The organism is Sphingomonas mali NBRC 15500 (assembly GCF_001598415.1).
Lineage (GTDB): Bacteria > Pseudomonadota > Alphaproteobacteria > Sphingomonadales > Sphingomonadaceae > Sphingomonas > Sphingomonas mali.
Genome location: NZ_BCYX01000030.1, coordinates 1 through 18558, shown reverse-complemented (window position 1 = coordinate 18558; position 18558 = coordinate 1). Strand labels below are relative to the sequence as shown.

The 18558-nt window shown below is 63.8% G+C and carries 20 protein-coding genes, 1 tRNA gene and 1 pseudogene; 10 read left to right on the top strand and 12 right to left on the bottom strand.

From position 1 onward, the window contains the following. Positions 1-28: 28 nt before the first annotated feature. The gene (locus SMA01S_RS17930) at positions 29-469 is read left to right on the top strand and encodes a YidH family protein (RefSeq protein ID WP_066825577.1); all 441 of its coding nucleotides are present in this window, start codon (positions 29-31) and stop codon (positions 467-469) included. Between the two features lie 2 nt (positions 470-471). Here the strand turns inward: SMA01S_RS17930 and SMA01S_RS17925 are convergent, their stop codons facing one another. The 3 genes from SMA01S_RS17925 to SMA01S_RS17915 are packed head-to-tail and all read right to left on the bottom strand — an operon-like array spanning position 472 to position 2227. After that, on the bottom strand, positions 472-1176 hold the full coding sequence (locus SMA01S_RS17925; protein ID WP_500801823.1) for a DUF72 domain-containing protein: 705 nt from the start codon (positions 1174-1176) through the stop codon (positions 472-474). Positions 1177-1184: 8 nt separating this feature from the next. Then, on the bottom strand, positions 1185-1556 hold the full coding sequence (locus SMA01S_RS17920) for a tRNA-binding protein (protein ID WP_066825571.1): 372 nt from the start codon (positions 1554-1556) through the stop codon (positions 1185-1187). Continuing rightward, positions 1556-2227 carry a glutathione S-transferase family protein gene (locus tag SMA01S_RS17915; RefSeq protein WP_066825568.1) on the bottom strand — a complete coding sequence of 224 codons (672 nt, stop codon included), beginning with the start codon at positions 2225-2227 and terminating at the stop codon, positions 1556-1558. Before SMA01S_RS17915 ends, SMA01S_RS17920 begins: the two co-directional genes overlap by 1 nt. A gap of 42 nt (positions 2228-2269) precedes the next feature. Here SMA01S_RS17915 and SMA01S_RS17910 point away from each other — a divergent pair, with 42 nt between their 5' ends. Further along, a complete protein-coding gene (locus tag SMA01S_RS17910) occupies positions 2270-2743 on the top strand; it encodes a hypothetical protein (protein ID WP_066825566.1) in 474 nt (157 codons plus the stop codon). Here the strand turns inward: SMA01S_RS17910 and SMA01S_RS17905 are convergent. The 7 genes from SMA01S_RS17905 to SMA01S_RS17875 all read right to left on the bottom strand — a co-directional run bounded on the left by SMA01S_RS17905 (position 2740) and on the right by SMA01S_RS17875 (position 12592). Beyond that, positions 2740-3528 (bottom strand): SDR family NAD(P)-dependent oxidoreductase, encoded by a 789-nt coding sequence (locus SMA01S_RS17905; protein ID WP_066825563.1) that lies wholly within the window; start codon positions 3526-3528, stop codon positions 2740-2742. The two genes, SMA01S_RS17910 and SMA01S_RS17905, sit on opposite strands and share 4 nt — an antisense overlap. Then, positions 3525-4082 (bottom strand): carboxymuconolactone decarboxylase family protein, encoded by a 558-nt coding sequence (locus SMA01S_RS17900; RefSeq protein ID WP_066825560.1) that lies wholly within the window; start codon positions 4080-4082, stop codon positions 3525-3527. Before SMA01S_RS17900 ends, SMA01S_RS17905 begins: the two co-directional genes overlap by 4 nt. A 99-nt stretch (positions 4083-4181) precedes the next feature. After that, positions 4182-4610: a hypothetical protein gene (locus SMA01S_RS17895; RefSeq protein ID WP_066825557.1), complete on the bottom strand. Its 429-nt coding sequence runs from the start codon at positions 4608-4610 to the stop codon at positions 4182-4184. A 60-nt stretch (positions 4611-4670) separates the two neighbouring features. Continuing rightward, the gene (gltB, locus tag SMA01S_RS17890) at positions 4671-9185 is read right to left on the bottom strand and encodes a glutamate synthase large subunit (protein ID WP_066825548.1); all 4515 of its coding nucleotides are present in this window, start codon (positions 9183-9185) and stop codon (positions 4671-4673) included. After that, positions 9182-10621: an NAD(P)-dependent oxidoreductase gene (locus tag SMA01S_RS17885; RefSeq protein WP_066825547.1), complete on the bottom strand. Its 1440-nt coding sequence runs from the start codon at positions 10619-10621 to the stop codon at positions 9182-9184. Before SMA01S_RS17885 ends, gltB begins: the two co-directional genes overlap by 4 nt. Before the next feature lie 155 nt (positions 10622-10776). Continuing rightward, positions 10777-11583: an undecaprenyl-diphosphate phosphatase gene (locus tag SMA01S_RS17880; RefSeq protein WP_066825543.1), complete on the bottom strand. Its 807-nt coding sequence runs from the start codon at positions 11581-11583 to the stop codon at positions 10777-10779. 52 nt (positions 11584-11635) lie between these two features. Then, positions 11636-12592 (bottom strand): NAD-dependent epimerase/dehydratase family protein, encoded by a 957-nt coding sequence (locus SMA01S_RS17875; RefSeq protein ID WP_066825540.1) that lies wholly within the window; start codon positions 12590-12592, stop codon positions 11636-11638. Between the two features lie 117 nt (positions 12593-12709). Here SMA01S_RS17875 and SMA01S_RS17870 point away from each other — a divergent pair. Together SMA01S_RS17870 and SMA01S_RS17865 are read left to right on the top strand one after the other, a co-directional pair. Beyond that, positions 12710-12796 (top strand) — tRNA-Leu (locus SMA01S_RS17870). Between the two features lie 227 nt (positions 12797-13023). Further along, positions 13024-13245 carry an Arm DNA-binding domain-containing protein gene (locus SMA01S_RS17865; RefSeq protein WP_084250410.1) on the top strand — a complete coding sequence of 74 codons (222 nt, stop codon included), beginning with the start codon at positions 13024-13026 and terminating at the stop codon, positions 13243-13245. 29 nt (positions 13246-13274) lie between these two features. Here SMA01S_RS17865 and SMA01S_RS17860 read toward each other — a convergent pair whose 3' ends face one another. Both SMA01S_RS17860 and SMA01S_RS24285 read right to left on the bottom strand, forming a co-directional pair. Beyond that, the gene (locus SMA01S_RS17860) at positions 13275-13481 is read right to left on the bottom strand and encodes a helix-turn-helix transcriptional regulator (RefSeq protein WP_066825537.1); all 207 of its coding nucleotides are present in this window, start codon (positions 13479-13481) and stop codon (positions 13275-13277) included. A gap of 349 nt (positions 13482-13830) precedes the next feature. Beyond that, complete coding sequence (locus SMA01S_RS24285) at positions 13831-14037, bottom strand: hypothetical protein (RefSeq protein WP_169804266.1); 207 nt, start codon at positions 14035-14037, stop codon at positions 13831-13833. Between the two features lie 221 nt (positions 14038-14258). Here SMA01S_RS24285 and SMA01S_RS17855 point away from each other — a divergent pair, with 221 nt between their 5' ends. The 6 genes and pseudogenes from SMA01S_RS17855 to SMA01S_RS25200 all read left to right on the top strand — a co-directional run. Beyond that, on the top strand, positions 14259-14774 hold the full coding sequence (locus SMA01S_RS17855) for a hypothetical protein (RefSeq protein WP_245649323.1): 516 nt from the start codon (positions 14259-14261) through the stop codon (positions 14772-14774). Further along, positions 14767-15141, top strand: coding sequence for a hypothetical protein (locus SMA01S_RS17850; protein WP_066825532.1), 375 nt, complete (start codon positions 14767-14769; stop codon positions 15139-15141). The genes SMA01S_RS17855 and SMA01S_RS17850 overlap by 8 nt, the downstream gene beginning before the upstream one ends. Positions 15142-15396: 255 nt before the next feature. After that, a pseudogene (locus SMA01S_RS25210) lies at positions 15397-15522 on the top strand (integrase); the annotation flags it as partial. A 356-nt stretch (positions 15523-15878) separates the two neighbouring features. Continuing rightward, the gene (locus SMA01S_RS17840; RefSeq protein ID WP_169804267.1) at positions 15879-17108 is read left to right on the top strand and encodes a type II toxin-antitoxin system HipA family toxin; all 1230 of its coding nucleotides are present in this window, start codon (positions 15879-15881) and stop codon (positions 17106-17108) included. Continuing rightward, the gene (locus SMA01S_RS17835; RefSeq protein WP_066825527.1) at positions 17105-18091 is read left to right on the top strand and encodes a helix-turn-helix domain-containing protein; all 987 of its coding nucleotides are present in this window, start codon (positions 17105-17107) and stop codon (positions 18089-18091) included. Before SMA01S_RS17840 ends, SMA01S_RS17835 begins: the two co-directional genes overlap by 4 nt. 248 nt (positions 18092-18339) lie before the next feature. After that, on the top strand, positions 18340-18558 hold a 219-nt coding region (locus tag SMA01S_RS25200; RefSeq protein ID WP_245649326.1), incomplete at its 3' end, for a hypothetical protein.

Sequence of the window (18558 nt, the reverse complement as noted above, 5' to 3'; positions counted from 1 at the left end):
CTCTGGGCGGCTGACGCGTTTCCCGCGCATGGCGGATTCGCAAACCCAGGCGCGCAAGACCCACGAGAAGATCAAGCAGTCCGCTGCCACGCTCGAGGTGAGCGCGATCGAGCAGACCGACAGCGCCGACCGCCGCACCGAGATGGCCGCGGATCGAACTATCCTGGCGGCCGAGCGGACCTACGCGGCCTGGGTTCGGACCGGGCTCGCCGCGCTGGCGTCGGGTATCGGTGCGCGGGCACTGCTCGACCGGGTCGTCGCGGACTGGCTGACCCGCCCGACCGGCGCGATGCTGATCCTGTTCGCCGGCTTCTGCTTCGTCGCGGCGGTGTGGCGCGACGTGGCGCCCAGCGTGCAGCCGCCCAAGCCTCGTGCTCAGCGATTGCCCGCACCCCTGTTGATCGTAATCAACGGCTTTCTCGTCATCGTGACGCTGGCGGCATTCGTCGGCGTGATCGCCAGCCGCTAATATCAGCGTTGCAGCGCCGCCCGCATCGCCAGGGCATTGAGCGTTGCCGCACCTGTCATCGTGTTGTCGAAGATGGTCCAGCTCTCGACGCCGGCCTTACGCGCGCCAGCTGCATGACGATCGATCGTCGCTGCATCGTAACTCGACCGATAGATTTGCGGTGATCCGTGCAGCCGTGTGTACCGCAAACCCGGCCAGCCTCCGGCCTCTCCAGCGCCCGCGGCCGGCGGCGGATCGGCCGCGACGCGCGCGACCCGATAGCTGATCAGGAGGTTCTCCGCTTCGGGAGCGAACCAGCTCAGGTGGCGCGGTTCACAGGCCAGATCGTTCGCCGTGCGATCGCGGAGTAAGGCAAAGAAATCGGCGGCAATCGAGCTATCGAAGGCGATGCTCGGCGGGAGTTGGATCAGGATCGGTCCGCGTTTCGCTCCCAATCCGTCGGTCTCTTCGAGAAATCTGTCCAGCGGCGCCGCCACGCCAATGAGCCTCGCCTCGTGCGTGACCGCCTTGGGCAGTTTCACCGCGAAGGCGAAATCGTCGGGCGCGCTTGTCGCCCAGCGTTCATAGGTCGCGCGGCGATGCGGACGGTAGAAGCTCGAATTGATCTCGACCGCGTTGAGCCTGGCGGCGTAGCGTTCGAGCTGGCTTCCGGCTGCGGGGAAGGCGGCCGCCGCGATGCGTGGGACCGACCAGCCGGCGGCACCGATCCTGATCGTCAGAACAGCCTGCCGCCATTCGGCACCGGCTCGCTCGGCGCGATCAGCACGACCTTGCCGTCGGCGTCGGGAAAGCCGAGCGTCAGCACTTCCGACCGCATCGGCCCGATCTGGCGCGGAGGGAAGTTCACCACGGCGGCGACCTGGCGGCCGACCAGATCCTCCAGCGTGTAATGTTCGGTGATCTGTGCCGACGAGCGTTTGGTGCCGATCGGCTCACCGAAATCGATCGTCAGCTTGAACGCCGGCTTGCGTGCTTCGGGAAAAGGGTCGGCGGCGATGATCGTCCCGACGCGGATGTCGACCTTGAGGAAATCGTCGAAGCCGATCGTCTCGGCGGCCGGCGCATTACTGTCGTGGGAAACGTGCATCAGAAATTCACGTCGTGATAATGCGGCGAGGCCGGAATGCCCTCCATCCGCTCGCTCAGCAACGGACGGAAGCTCGGACGGCTCTTCATGCCGCCGTACCAGCGCGCGGTCTGTTCGTGGTTCTTCCAGTCGATCCCACCGAGATAATCGGCGACCGAGATCTGCGCCGCGGCCGCCAGGTCGGCGAGGCTGAGCGTCGCGCCCGCCATCCAATTGTGCCGGTCGAGCAGGTAATCGGTATAGTCGAGATATTCGACCGCCGACTTCATCGCTTCGCGCAGCACGCGCGCGTCGGGGCTCGCCTTGGTGACGATGCGCTTGAGCACGCGCTCGCCCAGCAATCGCTCGGTCACGTCGCGGAAGAAAAAGGTGTCGAACCAGGTCGCCAGCCGGCGAATTTCGGCGCGCTGGATCGCCGTGCCGTTGATCATCTGCGCCTTGTCGACCGTCTCCTCGAAATATTCGCAGATGACGAGTGAATCGATCAGCCGGATGTCACGCTGCGCGTCGGTTATCACCGGCGTTTGCCCCGCCGGATTCATGTCGATGAACTCGTCGCGCCGCTCCCACGGATTCTCGCGCACCAACGTATAGCCGACCCCCTTCTCCCCGAGGAGCAGCCGGACCTTGCGCGAAAAGGGACAGAGCGGGAATTGCAGGAGTTGCCACATGCTGTCGCTGTTATAAGCTGGCGGCGGGCGGGGGAAGATAGCTTGGCAGACTATTCGATCGATGACCGGTTCGAGACGGTCGCCGTCACCTGGAGCCAGCCCGAAGCGGCGGTGATGCTGTCGATGTTCGAATTCTACAGCATCCCGGCGTTTGCACTGGGGCGCCGGCATGTTTCGGCACAGGGTTCGATCCTGACCGCGCTGCACGGAATCCAGATACGCGTCGCCGTTGCCTTCATGGATGAAGCGCTCGGCCTGCTCGCCGAGGTCGCCGAACGGCCTGCAGCGATCCGCCCCTACGCGTTTGGACTGCCCGGATTGTATCGCGTCATCGTAATTCTGGCGTTGCTTACGGTTATGGCAATGCCCGTGGCGCTCGCCCTGATCGGTCCGGACGACGGCACGGCGACGATAGCCTTGGTGCTGTTCACTCCGCTGTTGCTGGTCTTCAACGCGGCGCCACCACCGCGCACGCCGTCCTACTTCATGCTGTGGAAACGAGCCGCGACAGCCTAGCCGACCCGCGCGCCCATGCCGCCATCGACCGGCAGCACCACGCCGGTGATGAACTTCGCCTCGTCGGATACCAGGAACAGGGTCGCATAGGCGGTGTCCCAGGCATCGCCCATCTGCGCGAGCAGCGGCACACGCGCGGCGCGTTCGGCCCGCACCACTTCGCGATCGAGCCCGCGGGCGCGCGCGATGCCGTCGATCGCCATTGGTGTGTCCATCAGGCCGGGCGCCACCGCGTTGACGCGGATGCCGTACTTCGCATTGGCCAGCGCGGTCGATTGGGTCAGGCGGTTCACCGCCGCTTTCGAGGTTTCGTAGGCGACCATCTGCCACCCGGCGATCCCCGCGAGCGACGAGATGCTGACGATGGCCCCGCGCCTGCGCTCGCGCATCCCGGGAATCGCGGCGGCGATGCCGTTGAGCACGCCCTTCAGATTGACCGACAGGATGCGGTCGAACGCGTCCTCGGCGACGATGTGCGCGGGACCGTCATTGCCGCCGATGCCGACATTGTTGACCAGGATGTCGAGCGGTCCAGCGACTGCCACTGCCGCTTCGCAGTCCGCCCGGCTCGTCACGTCGCAGGCGAGCGCGCGGGCATCACCGCCGCTTTCGCGAATCGCCTCTGCCGTCTCCTCGGCACGCGTCAGGTCGCGATCGGCGCACAGCACACTCGCCCCTTCGCGCGCCAGCAGGACAGCGATGGCGCGGCCGTTGCCGATCGTTGCTCCGGGGGTCTGCCCCGCTCCCATCACTAATGCCACGCGCCCGGCGACTCGCCCCGTCATCGCGGGAAGTCCGCGTCGAGCACTTGCCCCTCGTCGAGTTGCACCCCGAAGCTGTTCAGGAACATCGATACCTGGGTATATTGACCGACGGTGAAGACGGCATCCATCCGCTGACGCTCGTTCAAATCCCCAAGCGCCGCCCAGGTCGCATCGCTGACGAAGAAATCGCGCACCAGATCGTCGGCAACGCGCAGCAACACCGCATCGGCCGTACTCCAGCCCGGCGCCTCGGGACCAATTTTGATGCGCTCGATCTCTTCCTGGCTGAGCCCCGATTGGAGCCCGATGCGGGTATGCTGGGCCCATTCATAGCCCGATCGGCACAACCAGCCGGTGCGCAGGATGAGCAATTCGCGCTCGCGCGGTGCCACCGAATTGCGGTCGGACAGGATGTAGCCGCCCCACAGGTTGAAGCGCTTGAGCGCCTTTGGCGCGCGGGCCATCGTGCGGAAGATGTTGAGTACGCGCCCGCCAAAAGGCGCGAGCACTTCGCGCTGTTCGTCATCGAGTTCGCTATCGGCGAGCGGCGCCACGCGCGGCTGACTGAGCCTCATCCATCCTCTCCCTATTTTTTTGGAGAGGGTAGACGATACCGATCATTCGACAAGCCCGGCAGCAACGTCGCCGGACTGCCATACCCGACGTTCCGGGCATCAATTAGGGTCGGTCATTCCCAGAACGCGGCGGACGCGCTCGGTCGTCGCCTTGAGTTCATCCGACATCGCCACCGCGGCGCTCGCTGTGCGGCCGGCCGCGACCACCGTCTGCTTGGCGTTACGGTGGATCTCGTTGCGGTAATCGGGGTTGCGGCGGGCCGCCACGCTGTCGAGCGTGTCGTTGGGACGGATGCTCGAATCGGGCGCGATAGCCGCCATCGGTCCGACGCGCGTCTCCATCACGGCATCGGTCAACGCGTCGATCAACCCGACGACGCCGTTCTGCACCATCGGATTGTTGAGCGCATTGGCGGCGGCGCGCGCGTCCATCTGCGGCGCCAGCCCCGGAGGCGGCGCATCGCGGTCTTGCGCAAGCGCCGGAGTCGCGGCGAACGCGAGGACGGGAAGCAGCATATAGTTACGCATGGCACATCATCCGAACAACGATCGGTGAGTCGCCTTATAGCACCGATCGCTTCCCCAACGCTACTCCGCCGCCTGCAGTTCCTCGCTGTCGTCCAGTGCGTGCGTCAACCGTTCGAGCATTTCCTTCGGCACGACTTGCCAGAATTTGCCGCGCGCGCGGTCCCAATCGTCGAGAATCCCTTGCGACCAATTGCTGTCGGTCGCCGCGGCATGCGCGCGGATCAGGTTCTTGAGCACCGCTTCCCAATGCGCCGAGGCCAGGCGTTGCCAGACGATCGACTCGCCATTGGCGCGCCGTTCGAAGCTGGCGCCGGCGTCGTAGACGAACGCCATGCCGCCGGTCATGCCGGCGCCGAAATTGGCGCCGACCGCGCCGAGCACCACGGCAATGCCGCCGGTCATGTATTCGCAGCCATTCGCGCCGCAGCCCTCGACCACCACGGTCGCGCCCGAGTTGCGCACCGCGAATCGCTCGCCGGCCTGCCCCGCGGCGAACAGCCGCCCGCTGGTCGCGCCATAGAGCACGGTGTTGCCGATGATCGTATTCTCCTGGCTCGCCAGCGGCGATGAGACGACCGGGCGGACGATGATCGTGCCGCCCGAGAGGCCCTTGCCGACATAATCGTTGGCGTCGCCGAACACTTCGAGCGTGATGCCCTTGCACAGGAACGCGCCCAGGCTCTGCCCGGCCGAGCCGCGCAGCCGCACGGTGACGTGTCCGTCGGCGAGCTTGTCCATGCCGAAGGTGCGCGTGATTTCACTCGACAGCCTTGTGCCGACCGCACGATGCGTGTTGCGTACCGAATAGGTCAGCTGCATCTTCTCGCCGCGCGAGAAGACGTGTGCGGCGTCCTTGATCATCTGCGCGTCCAGGCTGTCGGGCACTTCGTTGCGCCACGTCTGCAGGCTGAAGCGGCGCTGGTCCTCGTCGGCATCGACCTTGGCCAGGATCGGGTTGAGGTCGAGATCGTCGAGATGCTCGGCGCCGCGGCTGACCTGGCGCAGGAATTCGGTACGCCCGATGATCTCGTCGAGGCTGCGCACGCCCAGCCGCGCCAGGATGTCGCGAACTTCTTCGGCGATGAAGGTCATCAGGTTGATGACCTTTTCCGGACTGCCGGTGAACTTGTCGCGCAGCTTCGCATCCTGCGTGCAGACACCGACCGGGCAGGTGTTCGAATGGCATTGCCGCACCATGATGCAGCCCATCGCGACCAGGCTGAGCGTGCCGATGCCGAATTCCTCGGCACCCAGGATCGCGGCGATGACGATGTCGCGCCCGGTCTTGAGCCCGCCATCGGTGCGTAGCTTCACGCGGCCGCGCAAGCCATTGAGCGTGAGCGTCTGGTTGACTTCGGACAGCCCCATTTCCCACGGCGTGCCCGCATATTTGATGCTGGTCTGGGGCGAAGCGCCGGTGCCGCCGACATGGCCCGAGACTAGGATAACGTCGGCATGCGCCTTGGCGACGCCCGCCGCGACGGTGCCGATCCCGGCCGAGCTGACCAGCTTCACGCACACCCGGGCGCGCGGATTGATCTGCTTCAGATCGTAGATCAGCTGCGCCAGATCCTCGATCGAATAGATGTCGTGGTGCGGCGGCGGGCTGATCAACGTCACGCCGGGTGTGGCGTGCCGCAATTTGGCGATGAATTCGGTGACCTTGAAGCCGGGCAACTGACCGCCTTCGCCGGGCTTGGCGCCCTGCGCGACCTTGATCTCGATCTCATCGCAGGCGTTGAGATATTCGGCCGTCACGCCGAACCGGCCCGAGGCGATCTGCTTGACCCCGGAATTGGCGTTGTCGCCATTCTCGTACGGCTGGTAGCGGAGCTTGTCCTCGCCCCCCTCCCCCGACACCGCCTTGGCGCCGATCCGATTCATCGCGATCGCCAGCGTCTCATGCGCTTCGGGCGACAGCGCGCCGAGGCTCATGCCCGGGGTGACGAACCGCTTGCGGATCTCGGTGATCGGCTCGACCTGGTCGACCGCTATCCCTTCGTCGGGGAAATTGAACTGCAGCAGGTCGCGCAGATAGACCGGCGGCAGATCGGCGACCCCGCGCGAGAATTTCTGATAGGTCGAATAGCTGTCGGTCGCGACCGCGGTCTGCAACAGGTGCATCAGCTGCGCCGAATAAGCGTGCGTCTCGCCGCCATAGCGTTGGCGATAGAAGCCGCCGATCGGCAAGGTCGCCACGCCGGTGTCGAACGCCTGCTGGTGGCGCAACTCGGCATTGAGGTGGAGCGAGGCATAGCCCTCGCCCGAAATCTTCGCCGGCATGCCCGGAAACAGGTCGGCGACCAGGCTGCGTGACAGGCCGACCGCTTCGAAATTATAGCCGCCGCGATAGCTGGAGATCACCGCGATCCCCATTTTCGACATGATCTTGAGCAGGCCTTCGTCGACCGCCTTGCGGTGATTGGCCATGCATTTGTCGAGGCTGAGGTCGCCGAACAGCCCTCGCGCATGGCGATCGGCGATCGCCGCTTCGGACAGATAGGCATAGACCGTGGTCGCGCCGACCCCGATCAGCACCGCATAATAATGCGTGTCGAGGCATTCGGCGGTTTCGATATTGACCGAGCAATAGGACCTGAGGCCGCGCCGCACGAGGTGCGTGTGCACCGCCGCCGCCGCCAGCACACCGGCGATCGCCACCTTGTCCGGGCCGATATTGCGGTCCGACAGGAAGATCTCGCTCTTGCCTTCGCGCACCGCCTGCTCGGCCTGGTTGCGGATACGCTGGATCGCCGTCCTGAGCGCATCGGGCCCGCCGCCCGAGGGGAAAGTGCAGTCGATCTCGGCGGTCTGGCTGCCGAAATACGCCTTGAGCTTGGCCCATTCGACGCCGGTCAGCACCGGGCTTTCCAGCACCAGCACGCGATCCTGGCGCACCCCCGTGTCGAGGATGTTGGCGAGGTTGCCGAACCGCGTCTTGAGCGACATGACGTGGCGTTCGCGCAAGGAATCGATCGGCGGGTTGGTGACCTGCGAGAAATTCTGGCGGAAGAACTGGCTGATCAGCCGCGGCTTGTCGGAAATGACCGCGAGCGGCGTATCGTCGCCCATCGATCCGATCGCTTCCTTGCCGCCTTCGACCATCGGCGACAGGATCAGCTCCATATCCTCGAGCGTCTGCCCGGCGGCGACCTGGCGGCGCAGCAGCTCGGCACGATCGAAGCGCGTGACCGTCTCGCCCTTCGGCGCCTTGAGTTCCTCTATCGTCAGGAAGTCGCCGACCATCTTGGCATAATCATGCTCGTCGGCGATGCGGTCCTTGACCTCGCGGTCGTGGAGCAGACGGCCTTCGTCGAGGTCGACCGCGATCATCTGGCCCGGCCCGAGGCGGCCCTTTTCGACGATCATCGTCTCGGGCACGACGACCATGCCCGCTTCCGAGCCGACGATCAGCAGCCCGTCGGAGGTCTGGGTATAGCGCAGCGGACGCAGCGCGTTGCGGTCCATGCCCGCGACAGCCCAGCGGCCATCGGTCATCGCCAGCGCGGCGGGTCCGTCCCACGGCTCCATCACCGAGCCGAGATATTTGAACATGTCGAGATGCTTCTTGGGCATCTCGCCCTTCGGCCCCCACGCCTCGGGCACTAGCATCAGCTTGGCGGTGGGCGCGTCGCGACCCGAGCGGCAGATCGCCTCGAACACCGCGTCGAGCGCGGCGGTGTCTGATGCGCCCGCCGGGATCACCGGCTTGATGTCTTCCGATGCTTCACCGAACGCATTCGCCGCCATCTTGATCTCGTGGCTGAGCATCCAGTTCTTGTTGCCGCGGATCGTGTTGATCTCGCCATTATGCGCGAGACAGCGGAACGGCTGCGCCAACCACCATTGCGGGAAGGTGTTGGTCGAATAGCGCTGGTGAAAGATCGCGACGCGGCTTTCGAACCGCGGATCCCGGAGGTCGGGGTAGAAGACCGACAGGCTCTCGGCGAGGAACAGCCCCTTATAGACGATTGAGCGACAGCTCAGCGAGCAGATGTAGAAGCCGTTGATCTGCGCGGCGATGACGCGCTTCTCGATCCGGCGGCGGACCAGATACAGGTCCTTTTCGAATTCCGCGGCCGATTGCGTCCCCGGCAACGGACCCGCGATCATGATCTGCTCGATTTCGGGGCGCGTCTCCTGCGCCTTGCGGCCGATCACCGACACGTCGACCGGCACCTGGCGCCAGCCATAGATCGAATAGCCTGCCTCGATGATCACGCTCTCGACGATCGTGCGGCACGATTCCTGCGCGCCGAGATCGGTGCGCGGCAGGAAGATCATGCCGACCGCGAGCTGGTTGTCGGCGACCTTGTGCCCCGACGCCTGGATCGCCTCGTCGAAGAATTTCATCGGCAGGTCGATATGCAGGCCCGCGCCGTCGCCGGTCTTGCCATCGGCATCGACCGCGCCGCGGTGCCATACCGCTTTCAGCGCATCGATCGCCGACTGCACGACGCGCCGCGACGGCTGGCCGTCGGTCGCGGCGACCAGCCCGACGCCGCAGGCATCGGATTCGAATTCGGGGCGATACATCCCCTCGGCGGCGAGGCGGGCGCGTTCGCTGTCGTTCATGCTGCCTTCCTCTCGTTCGCCGCCTTCGCGCGAAGATATCTGTCCATATGCCCGGCGACGTCACGGCCGTCGCGCACCGCCCACACCACCAGGCTCGCACCGCGAACGATGTCGCCAGCGGCGAATACGCCGTCGAGGCTGGTCATCAGCGTGGCATTGTCGACCAGCAACGTGCCCCAGCGCGTCACCCCGAGTTCGGGCGCGTCGAACAGCCGCGGCAGATCCTCGGCGTCGAAGCCGAGTGCCTTGATGACCAGATCGGCGCGCCGCACTTCACTCTCGCCGCCATCGGGTTCGGGCGCGCGGCGGCCGCTGGCGTCAGGCGCGCCAAGGCGCATCCGCGCGATCGTCACGCTGTCGACTGCCTCACCGCCGCCGAACGCCTCGGGCGCCGACAGCCAGACGAACTCGACGCCTTCCTCCTCGGCATTGCCGACTTCGCGCTGCGAACCCGGCATGTTGGCGCGATCGCGGCGATAGAGGCACGCAACCGACGCCGCGCCCTGGCGCACCGCGGTGCGCACGCAATCCATGGCGGTATCGCCGCCACCGACGACGATAACGTTCTTGCCCGCCGCGTCGAGCGCGCCGCTGTCGAAATCGGGCACAGCGTCGCCGAAGCTCTTGCGGTTCGACGCGGTGAGATAGTCGAGCGCCTCGACCACGCCATTCGCGCCGACACCCGGCGCCGCGAGCGCGCGCGCCTTGTACACGCCGGTCGCGACCAGGATCGCGTCGTGGCGCGTCCGCAATTCCTCGAGTCCCGCCTCGCGGCCGACCTCGAATCCTTCGTGGAAGACGATGCCGCCGGCCTTCAGCCGGTCGACGCGGCGCATCACTACCGGCTTTTCGAGCTTGAAGCCGGGAATGCCATAGGTCAGCAACCCGCCCGCGCGGTCGTGACGGTCATAGATATGGACGTCGTATCCGGCGACGCGCAGCAACTCGGCCGCGGTCAGACCAGCCGGCCCCGCGCCGATGATGCCGACCGACTGGCCGCGCGCCGGCCCCGGCACGATCGGCTCGACCCAGCCATTTTCCCATGCGGTGTCGGTGATGAATTTCTCGACCGAGCCGATCGTCACCGCGCCATGGCCGGAGAATTCGATCACGCAATTGCCCTCGCACAGCCGGTCCTGCGGGCAGATGCGGCCGCAGATCTCCGGCATCGTCGAGGTCGCGTTGCTGAGCTCATACGCCTCGCGCAGCCGCCCTTCCGCGGTCAGGCGCAGCCAGTCGGGGATATGGTTGTGGAGCGGACAATGGACCGAGCAATAGGGCACGCCGCATTGCGAGCAGCGCGCCGACTGTTCCTCGGCGTCGGGCACTCCGTAGCGATCGGCAATCTCGCGAAAGTCCTCCGCGCGCTGTTGGGCGTCCCGCTTGGCCGGATAGGCCTGCGTTACATCCACGAATTTCAGCATATCACCGGCCATCGCCCGCTCCCTTCGGAACGGCCGCTAACCGCTTTTCCCCTTTGCGTCACCTAAATTCGACCAATTGGTCCCACATCGGACCTAACTAGCCGCTATTTTGATCCACCTTGCCGCAGTATGCCGAGTTTCGTCCGATATTTATGGCCGATACGGTTCTATCTTAGCAAAAACACCATTGCAATCGCGCCGACAGCGATTCGGTACCAGCCGAACGGGCTGAACCCCGTGCGCCCGACCAGCCCGACGAACCACCTCACCACCAGCAGGGCGACGATGAAGGCGACGACGAAGCCGATGGCGATCAGGCCGAACCCGACACTGTTCGCCGCCATCAGCTCGTGCCGCTTGGTGACGAGTTCGAGCACGGTGGCGCCGAGCATGGTTGGGATGGCGAGAAAGAAGCTAAATTCAGCAGCGGTGCGGCGTTCGACCCCTAGACTCAATGCGCCGAGGATCGTCGCGCCCGAACGGCTGACCCCCGGGATCATCGCCAGGCACTGGATGAAGCCGATCCCGATCACTTTGGGCAGCGGGATGTCGGCGACGCCCTTTACATGGCCCTCCTTGACCGTGCGCTCGATGCCGATGATCGCGAGGCCGCCGACGATGAGCGCGATGGCGACGGTCAGCGGCGATCCGAGCAGTTTTTCGATCTGCTTGTGCAGCGCGAGCCCGATCACCGCAGCGGGCACGAAGGCCACCAGGATATTGCGGACAAAGCGGATCGAAATCGGGTCGAACTTCAACAAGCCCTGGAGCACTGCCCAGAAGGTCCGCCAGTACAGCACGACGATCGCCAGAATCGCGCCCAGCTGGATGACGATGTTGAACAGCGCCCAATAGTCGCTGTCATAGCCGAGCAGCGCGCTGGCCAGGATCAAATGGCCGGTCGAGGAGACCGGCAGGAATTCGGTCACGCCCTCGACGATGCCGAGGATGATGGCGGTAATCACGTCGTTCACGGGGATACTCCCTATACGCGGGCGTTGCCGCGAACGGATGTCTGGTAGAAGGTCAGGCCGCCTTGGCGCGCAGGCCGAACCGGCCCGCCTTGCGATATTGCACCAGCCAGGACGACGCGACCGCTTCCATCGGCGTCGGCGCGATGCCTAGCGACTCGAGGCCGGGAAGCGTTCCGCTCGCGACATTGTCGGTTTTGAGCATCTTCCACTGATCGAGCTTGATCGGCGCGCCGGGCAGGAAGCCGGCATAAGCGATCGCCTGCCCCAAGACGTCGGGCAGTTCGATGAAATCGGCCTCGCGGCCGATAGTCTCGGACAGCCAGCGCAGCAGGTCGCGCATCGTGACGACTTCCGGGCCGGTCGCCTCGATCCTCTGGCCGGCATGCACGTCGCTCGCCTCCAGCGCGCGGACGACCGCGCGCGCGACGTCGACGACATGGACCGGCTGGAATTTCGCGCCCGCGCGCAGCACCGGCACGACCGCCCGGCCGAATATGCCCGGCGCGCCGCCGATCATTCTGGCGAAGCGGTTGAGGAACTGGTCCTCGGGTCCGAACACGACGGAGGGCCGCAACACGATCGCACCCGGGAAAGCCTCGCGCGCCGCGGCTTCGCCCGCCGCCTTGCTGGCATAATAATGCGACGGCGACTCGGCATCGGCACCGAGCGCAGAGAGGTGGAGGAACGCCGTCGCCCCGGTGTCGCGCGCCGCCTTCGCCGCCGCGCGCACGCCCGCGACATGGACGCCCTGGAAATCGGGACCCCAGGTCCCCACCAGATAAACCACGGCGTCCGATCCGGCGACCGCACGCGCGATCGTGTCTGGCTTGGTCACGTCGGCCGCGACGAACTGCGTCTGGCCGAGCCCACCCAGCGGCTTGAGGAACCAGGCACGACGCGGGTCGCGCTCGACCACGCGAATGCGCGCGCCTGCGGCGAGCAATTCCTGCGCGACGTAGCGGCCGACGAATCCGCCCCCGCCGATCAGTGTTACCAGCTTGTCCTTCATGACGATCCTCGACACCATGCCTGGCCTCCCCATGCCGCGCCCCGCGCCGTGCCGCAAGCTTCGCGGTCGCTGTTGACAACCAGCAGGTGCCCCAATAGAGCGCGCCCCCTACCCCGTGCCCAGATGGCGGAATTGGTAGACGCACCAGCTTCAGGTGCTGGCGCTCGCAAGGGCGTGGAGGTTCGAGTCCTCTTCTGGGCACCATTTACCCATCCCATGACACCCCAAAACCATCGACAAAATGGCGGAAATCTGCCATTTTCTCCTTGGTTTTGTCCGAAGGTGTCCGATCAGATTTCAGTCGATCTCGCGCGAAAGTGGGCCATGGCCCGGGCCAGCGATGGCCCGACTTAGACGATGGCCCGTCGGGTCATTTCGACGGATAGGAAGGCACGTTCAGATCAAAACCGTACGATTCGGGATTGACTGCCATGCCTTTGAAAGATTTGGAGATTCGTGCCCTCAAGGCGCAAGATCGCGTTTACAAGCGCACCGATGAGCGTGGGTTATATATCGAGGTGCATCCCAGCGGCTCGAAACTCTGGCGAGTGAAGTACACTCACCTGGGCAAGGACAAGCGCATCGCGCTAGGCCGCTATCCAGAGGTCGGATTGGCAGAGGCGCGCCGCAAACGCGACGAGGCGAGAGCATAGCTTCGCGAAGGGGTCGATCCTCTATCCGGTCACGCATCATCGACGCTGTAGAACATCGGGTTGCGCACCCATGCATTGATGGCCGACTCTCGCCAACCGGTGCAGCGCGTGGCGATGCGAACCTGTTTGGGAAACGTGCCGGTCTGGACCTTCCGGTAGAGCGTCGAGCGGCTAAGGCCGGTGCGATCGAGCACCGCGTTGAGGCGAAGAATGCGGTCTGGCGTATCGGTCGGCATGGAATTGTCCTGTCTCGCGTGAGTTCCAATCGCTCCCCGTCGATACATTTGAGACACGACATCCGCCGGCGCAAGAGTGCCAAAGCAGTGCCGAGCTAATGATAGTAGGCGTTTATAGTCCGGTAGAGTGCGCCAGAGTGCATAGGAGTGCAGCAGACGGCATTGGAGCGCGCGAAATAAATTTCTTCGGACAATATTACTGTCGATTGAGTCTCGGTTAGTCCGAAATTGTCTCGACGCGTGCCGCGGCATTCCACAGCGTCCAGATCGCTCGCGATTGCGCTTCGTCGTCTCGCGTTGTGGTTGCGGGCCGGGGGCCGTACGCTGCTCTTGGTAACTGTGGCCGCTTCTACTTTTCGGGATTCTCGCGACGCTGAAGCTCGTTATCGATCGCCTCGCGAACGAACAACGCCAGCCGCCGATTGCCGACCAATGCCTCGATGCGTTGGATCGTCTCGACCGGTAGCCTGATCGTCGTCGGCTTCATTCCAAGTGGCGGGCGTCCCATCGGATTGTGCGTATCCGGCGCTGGACCAATCTCCAATACTATCATCATTGACGCTACCGTTTATCTAATATACGACATCGTTTATCTGGATAAACGATGTCGTATATCGATGCAACGCCGTTTACATGCTCCGGAGCCGACCAGTTGGCGGCGGTTTCCACGAGCGGCCATGCAGCGATTCGCGGCTGATGCGGAACAGGCGCGCAATGCTCACGAATGGTTCGATAACTTCACGGCGTAGGCTCCTGACCGCAATCGCCGTTGCGCCAGTGGTCATTTCGTCCCCCTGGGACGCAGCCATTGCGGCGTTGCCTTACCATGACGAGCCTGTCGTCCTCAGGCGGACCAAAGCGGGGCGCAGCGACAGTCGGTTCCGCTATCACAATGCCGAGAGCTTTTTCCTGGGGATCGAGAAGGGCATCGTGCGCGACCCGCACGACAGGCTTTATCAGACTGGCATCGTTCTTCAGTTGGGGTTGAGTTCGCATCTCCTGGATGTCGGCTTTACCGATCGATGGTGTGCTCGCCATGTCGGCCTCCACATCACGAGGTCGCTCGCCTACGCCAATGCAACCGGCTTCGGATTCGAGTTGGCCGACTTCGACCTACTGGCGGCGATCCTCTCGCCTTATGGCAAGTGGCGCTTTCCGCAACCGCGTGAACAGATTGAAGACCTACCGTTCACGCCGGAGCAAATTCGGATGCTCACCCGCGCGTTGCTCGATCACGTGTATTATGTGACCGGTCATGCTCGCCCGCGAGGGTGGAGCGTGCGTCATGCCTGACGAGGAACAGCGTCAATACGCCGAAGGACTCGAAACACATCCGCTGCTGACGCGGACCGTATTCCTGCTCGCCAGTCGCGATAGCTTTCCATACGCGAAGATCGGCTGGCGATGCGGGATCAGCATCGAGGAAGTGCAGGTTCGCGTGGCTGATGCGCGGCTTGATGTGACTCGTCACATGCACGGGCGGCCGACCTTCACCGGCCGCATCCGACGCGAGTTGCTGCCGTGGCGCGATGGGTGGGCGGCAGCGCGGATGAGGGAAGGTAATCGGCGGCTCGCGCCCTGGCTTTCGCCGGAGAACAGACCCGGCAGACGCGGCGTGATTGATTGGATCGCATGGGCGTTCGAACACGTGCTGCGATAACCTAGCTGATTGAGGGGGCGGCGCAATCGTCGTAGAGCGCGCTGGTCCGTAACCCCGTGTTAGATTGGAGGAGAGCTGACCTACCGCCCTTCGGTCCTACTGTTTCGAAACTGCCAGAAGTTCCGATGCATAATGTGTGGTTGGCGGAAGCACGTTTTTGATTCCCACTGTTTCATTCCAATATCGCTCCATCCAGAGCCATTTTGCGCGAACCGATGGGCTATGCCCGGCGCCGTAGCATTGCCACGCGAGCTGCTTGGCTATGCGGTCGGCGAGGTCACAGCACACGGCCTGCGGACCACAGCGTCGACGCTTTTGAACGAAAGCGGCAAGTGGAGCGCGGATGCAATCGAGCGCTCGCTTGCGCATGCGGACAAGGATGACCCCGACAGCATCCGCAGCGTCATCAATAAGAGCGGCTACGCGCTCGCGCCTGCTCGGGCGGCCGAACGGCCGCACCCGCATTTCCTCGCATGGCATCGGGAACATCGCTTCAAGCAATGAGGCCCTTTGGAATGTACGGATCCCTCAATCGCCTGCTGGCGCTCCAACCCGTGGCCTCTAGGCAAGTGACCTGTGGTGTCTACCTTCTCGACTGAGTCCAACGGGCTTACTGATTGTCGGTGTACATTGGCAAATTGCCAATCCTGCCCAGACCGCCGTTGTAGTTAGGCATATCCGGTATTGTCTATATAGATTACAGCTAATGCCTCTAATAGGAATAATGTCCCTATTTGTTGACATTTCTGCCCATATCTGCCACTTTCGTCGCGAATAACGACAAGGAAACGCCCATCCCCGACCGCACGGCCATCGTAACCTATAAGAGCGTCCCCGCCGGCGAGCTAAGCGAGCTCGGGGCCGACACACGCTTTGTCTATAATGAGGGCTGGACTGAGACGATCGCCTGCGCGCTACCCGCTACTCAACGAGATCATTATTATCGCAATGGCCTCATTCCCTTCTTTGAGCATTTAGGTCCGGAAGGGTGGCTGCGCGGCCGCCAAGCACGAGCGGGCGGCACCGCGGTACAGGACGATTTCGGACTGCTTCTGAACTACGGCGCAGATTGCATCGGCGCCGTGGGCATCCTTGAGCCCGATGGCAGCCGACTCATAGCACCAGCCGAACCGAATGTGATCGAGGAAGCCGCGGCACTACCGGGGCGGACGCTTTCCGGCGTGCAGAAGAAGCTGCTCGCCTTTCGTGGCGAAAAGGGCTTTGAACCCTGCATCAGGGCCAGCGATCCTGCGACACATATCGCAAAATTCAATCGCGAGGACCTGCCGACCCTCGTCCAGAACGAGGATCTCTCGTTGGAACTTGGTCGCGAAATTCTGGGCGACGCGGAAATCACCAAGGCGAAGCCAGCGGTCCTGGCCGGGATCGAAGGCTTGGCGCTCCTCGTCGAGCGCTTCGATCGGGTGGACGACGAAAAGCTCCGGCTGGAAGACTTCGCGCAGATACTCGGCAAACCGCGTGGCCGCGAATTCGATGGCAAATACCACTCATCTTATGAGGAAGCTGCCACCGTCATCACGCGGTTTTCGGCGCGCGCGCGCATCGACCTCGCCCGCTACTTCCGGCTGGTCGTCTTCAATCTGGTTCTCGGCAATGCCGACGCCCATCTGAAGAATTTCTCGCTCTTGGAAACGAGCGAGGGTTTGCGCCTGAGCCCAGCCTATGACCTGATCAATACGCTTGTCTATCCAGACTATGAGCGAACCGCAGCGCTTGAGATCGGCAATGCCAAGCGCGCCTTCGATACGCTCGACCGAGCCCTGCTCGAGGCGCTGGGGGCGGCGATCGGATTGCCCGCGCCCGAGATCAAGCGCTCCCTCGACACACTCGCCAAGGGCTTTTCGGGTGCCAAGACGCTCGAATTTTCAGCGCGGATCCAGCCCGACGATTTTCGCATCGCGTATCGGGAGATCATCCGGGGAAATGCTGGAAGGATATTCGCATGACCGAGTGGCCGATCGACTGGCGTGCAGTCATCGATGAGGCGAAGCGGCGCCGTACGCGGGAAGGGCTGACCCAGGCAGGATTAGCTGCGCTTGCCGGCGTCAGCCGGCAAACCGTCGTCTCGTTCGAGCAGGGCGAGATCAATCTCCGGTTCGAACGCGTGATCGCCATCCTTGATGCGCTTGGCCTGTTCGTGCAGCCAGGCCGCGCCGACAGTCTGCAGTCCTTCATCCATGATGCGCGAAATCGGTTCCGGGAGCTGGTCGAGCGTCTCGACGACGATCACCCCTCGCGGCAACTGCTCGGACACAGCGAGCAAGCCTATTCGATTGAGAAAGTCGAGCAGCTGCCGACACTGGCCCGGTTGAAGGACATTCTGTCCCACGCGCCCAAGACGTCGGGGTGGTCACCATTCTGGGTGCCGACCAAGGAATCGATCAAGCCGACCTTCCATGACGGATTGCTGGAATGTTGGCTGGGCCGGCCAGACGCAGATCGCCACTTCAACGATTCCGCGCATAGCGACTTCTGGCAGATCGCGCGCGATGGGACGGCCTATCTCCAGCGCGGCTATCAGGAAGACGGGCGGGATCTCCAAGCCGGCACCTTCTTCGATCTTAGCCTTCCGATCCGGCGGACCGCCGAGGTGCTGTATCACGCGGCCTGGCTCGCCCAGCAGTTGGGCGTGAGCGGCACAGCCAAGATCCGCTTTTTCGCGCGCTATACAGGGCTCGCCGGCCGAGAGCTTATCGCTTGGGCGAAACCTGGGCTGGCGCTCACGCTTGAGGAAGGTCTGCGCGCGCGGTCGGACCAGGTCGATCTCAATGCCGTCACAAGCGTTGACGATATCGATCAGAATCTAGAGCGTGTCGTGACGCAAATCCTTCTGCCACTCTACGAGCGGTTCGACGGCTTCGAGCCGCCCGAGGCACTGATCAAGGGACAGATTTCCGACTTCCGTCACTTCGTAGAAGATTTGCGATAGCGATAGTTCATGCCCCGAACCGCAAGGGAACGGACCAAGCGTCGCACAGATTCAGCAAAATCGTATTTTCAACGGTCTGTTGAAAATGCCCTCGGGAGTGAAACACTCAGTCCCGTACCGACATCTCTTCGCAACCCAACCGAACAGCCCATCGACACCTCGACACCTCGACACCCACCGGGGTCGCGTTTCTGCAGATGCTAGGTGTCTTCGCTCAGTTCGAGACCGCCATCCGTAAGGAGCGCCAGATGGAAGGTATCGCAAGGGCGAAGGCGGCAGGCATCCCCGCCCGCGGGGATGGCAAGTGCGCAATGCCTGACAACAAGCCAAAGCTAACGGACGAGAAGCGGCGCCGATACGTCGAAGCGCTCGAAGCACTTCCGCCGTTGACGCGGACGGTATTCGTGCTCGCAAGTCGAGACGGTTTTCGGCGATTGGGCAATTTCGGCCGAATGACCTGTGTGGTG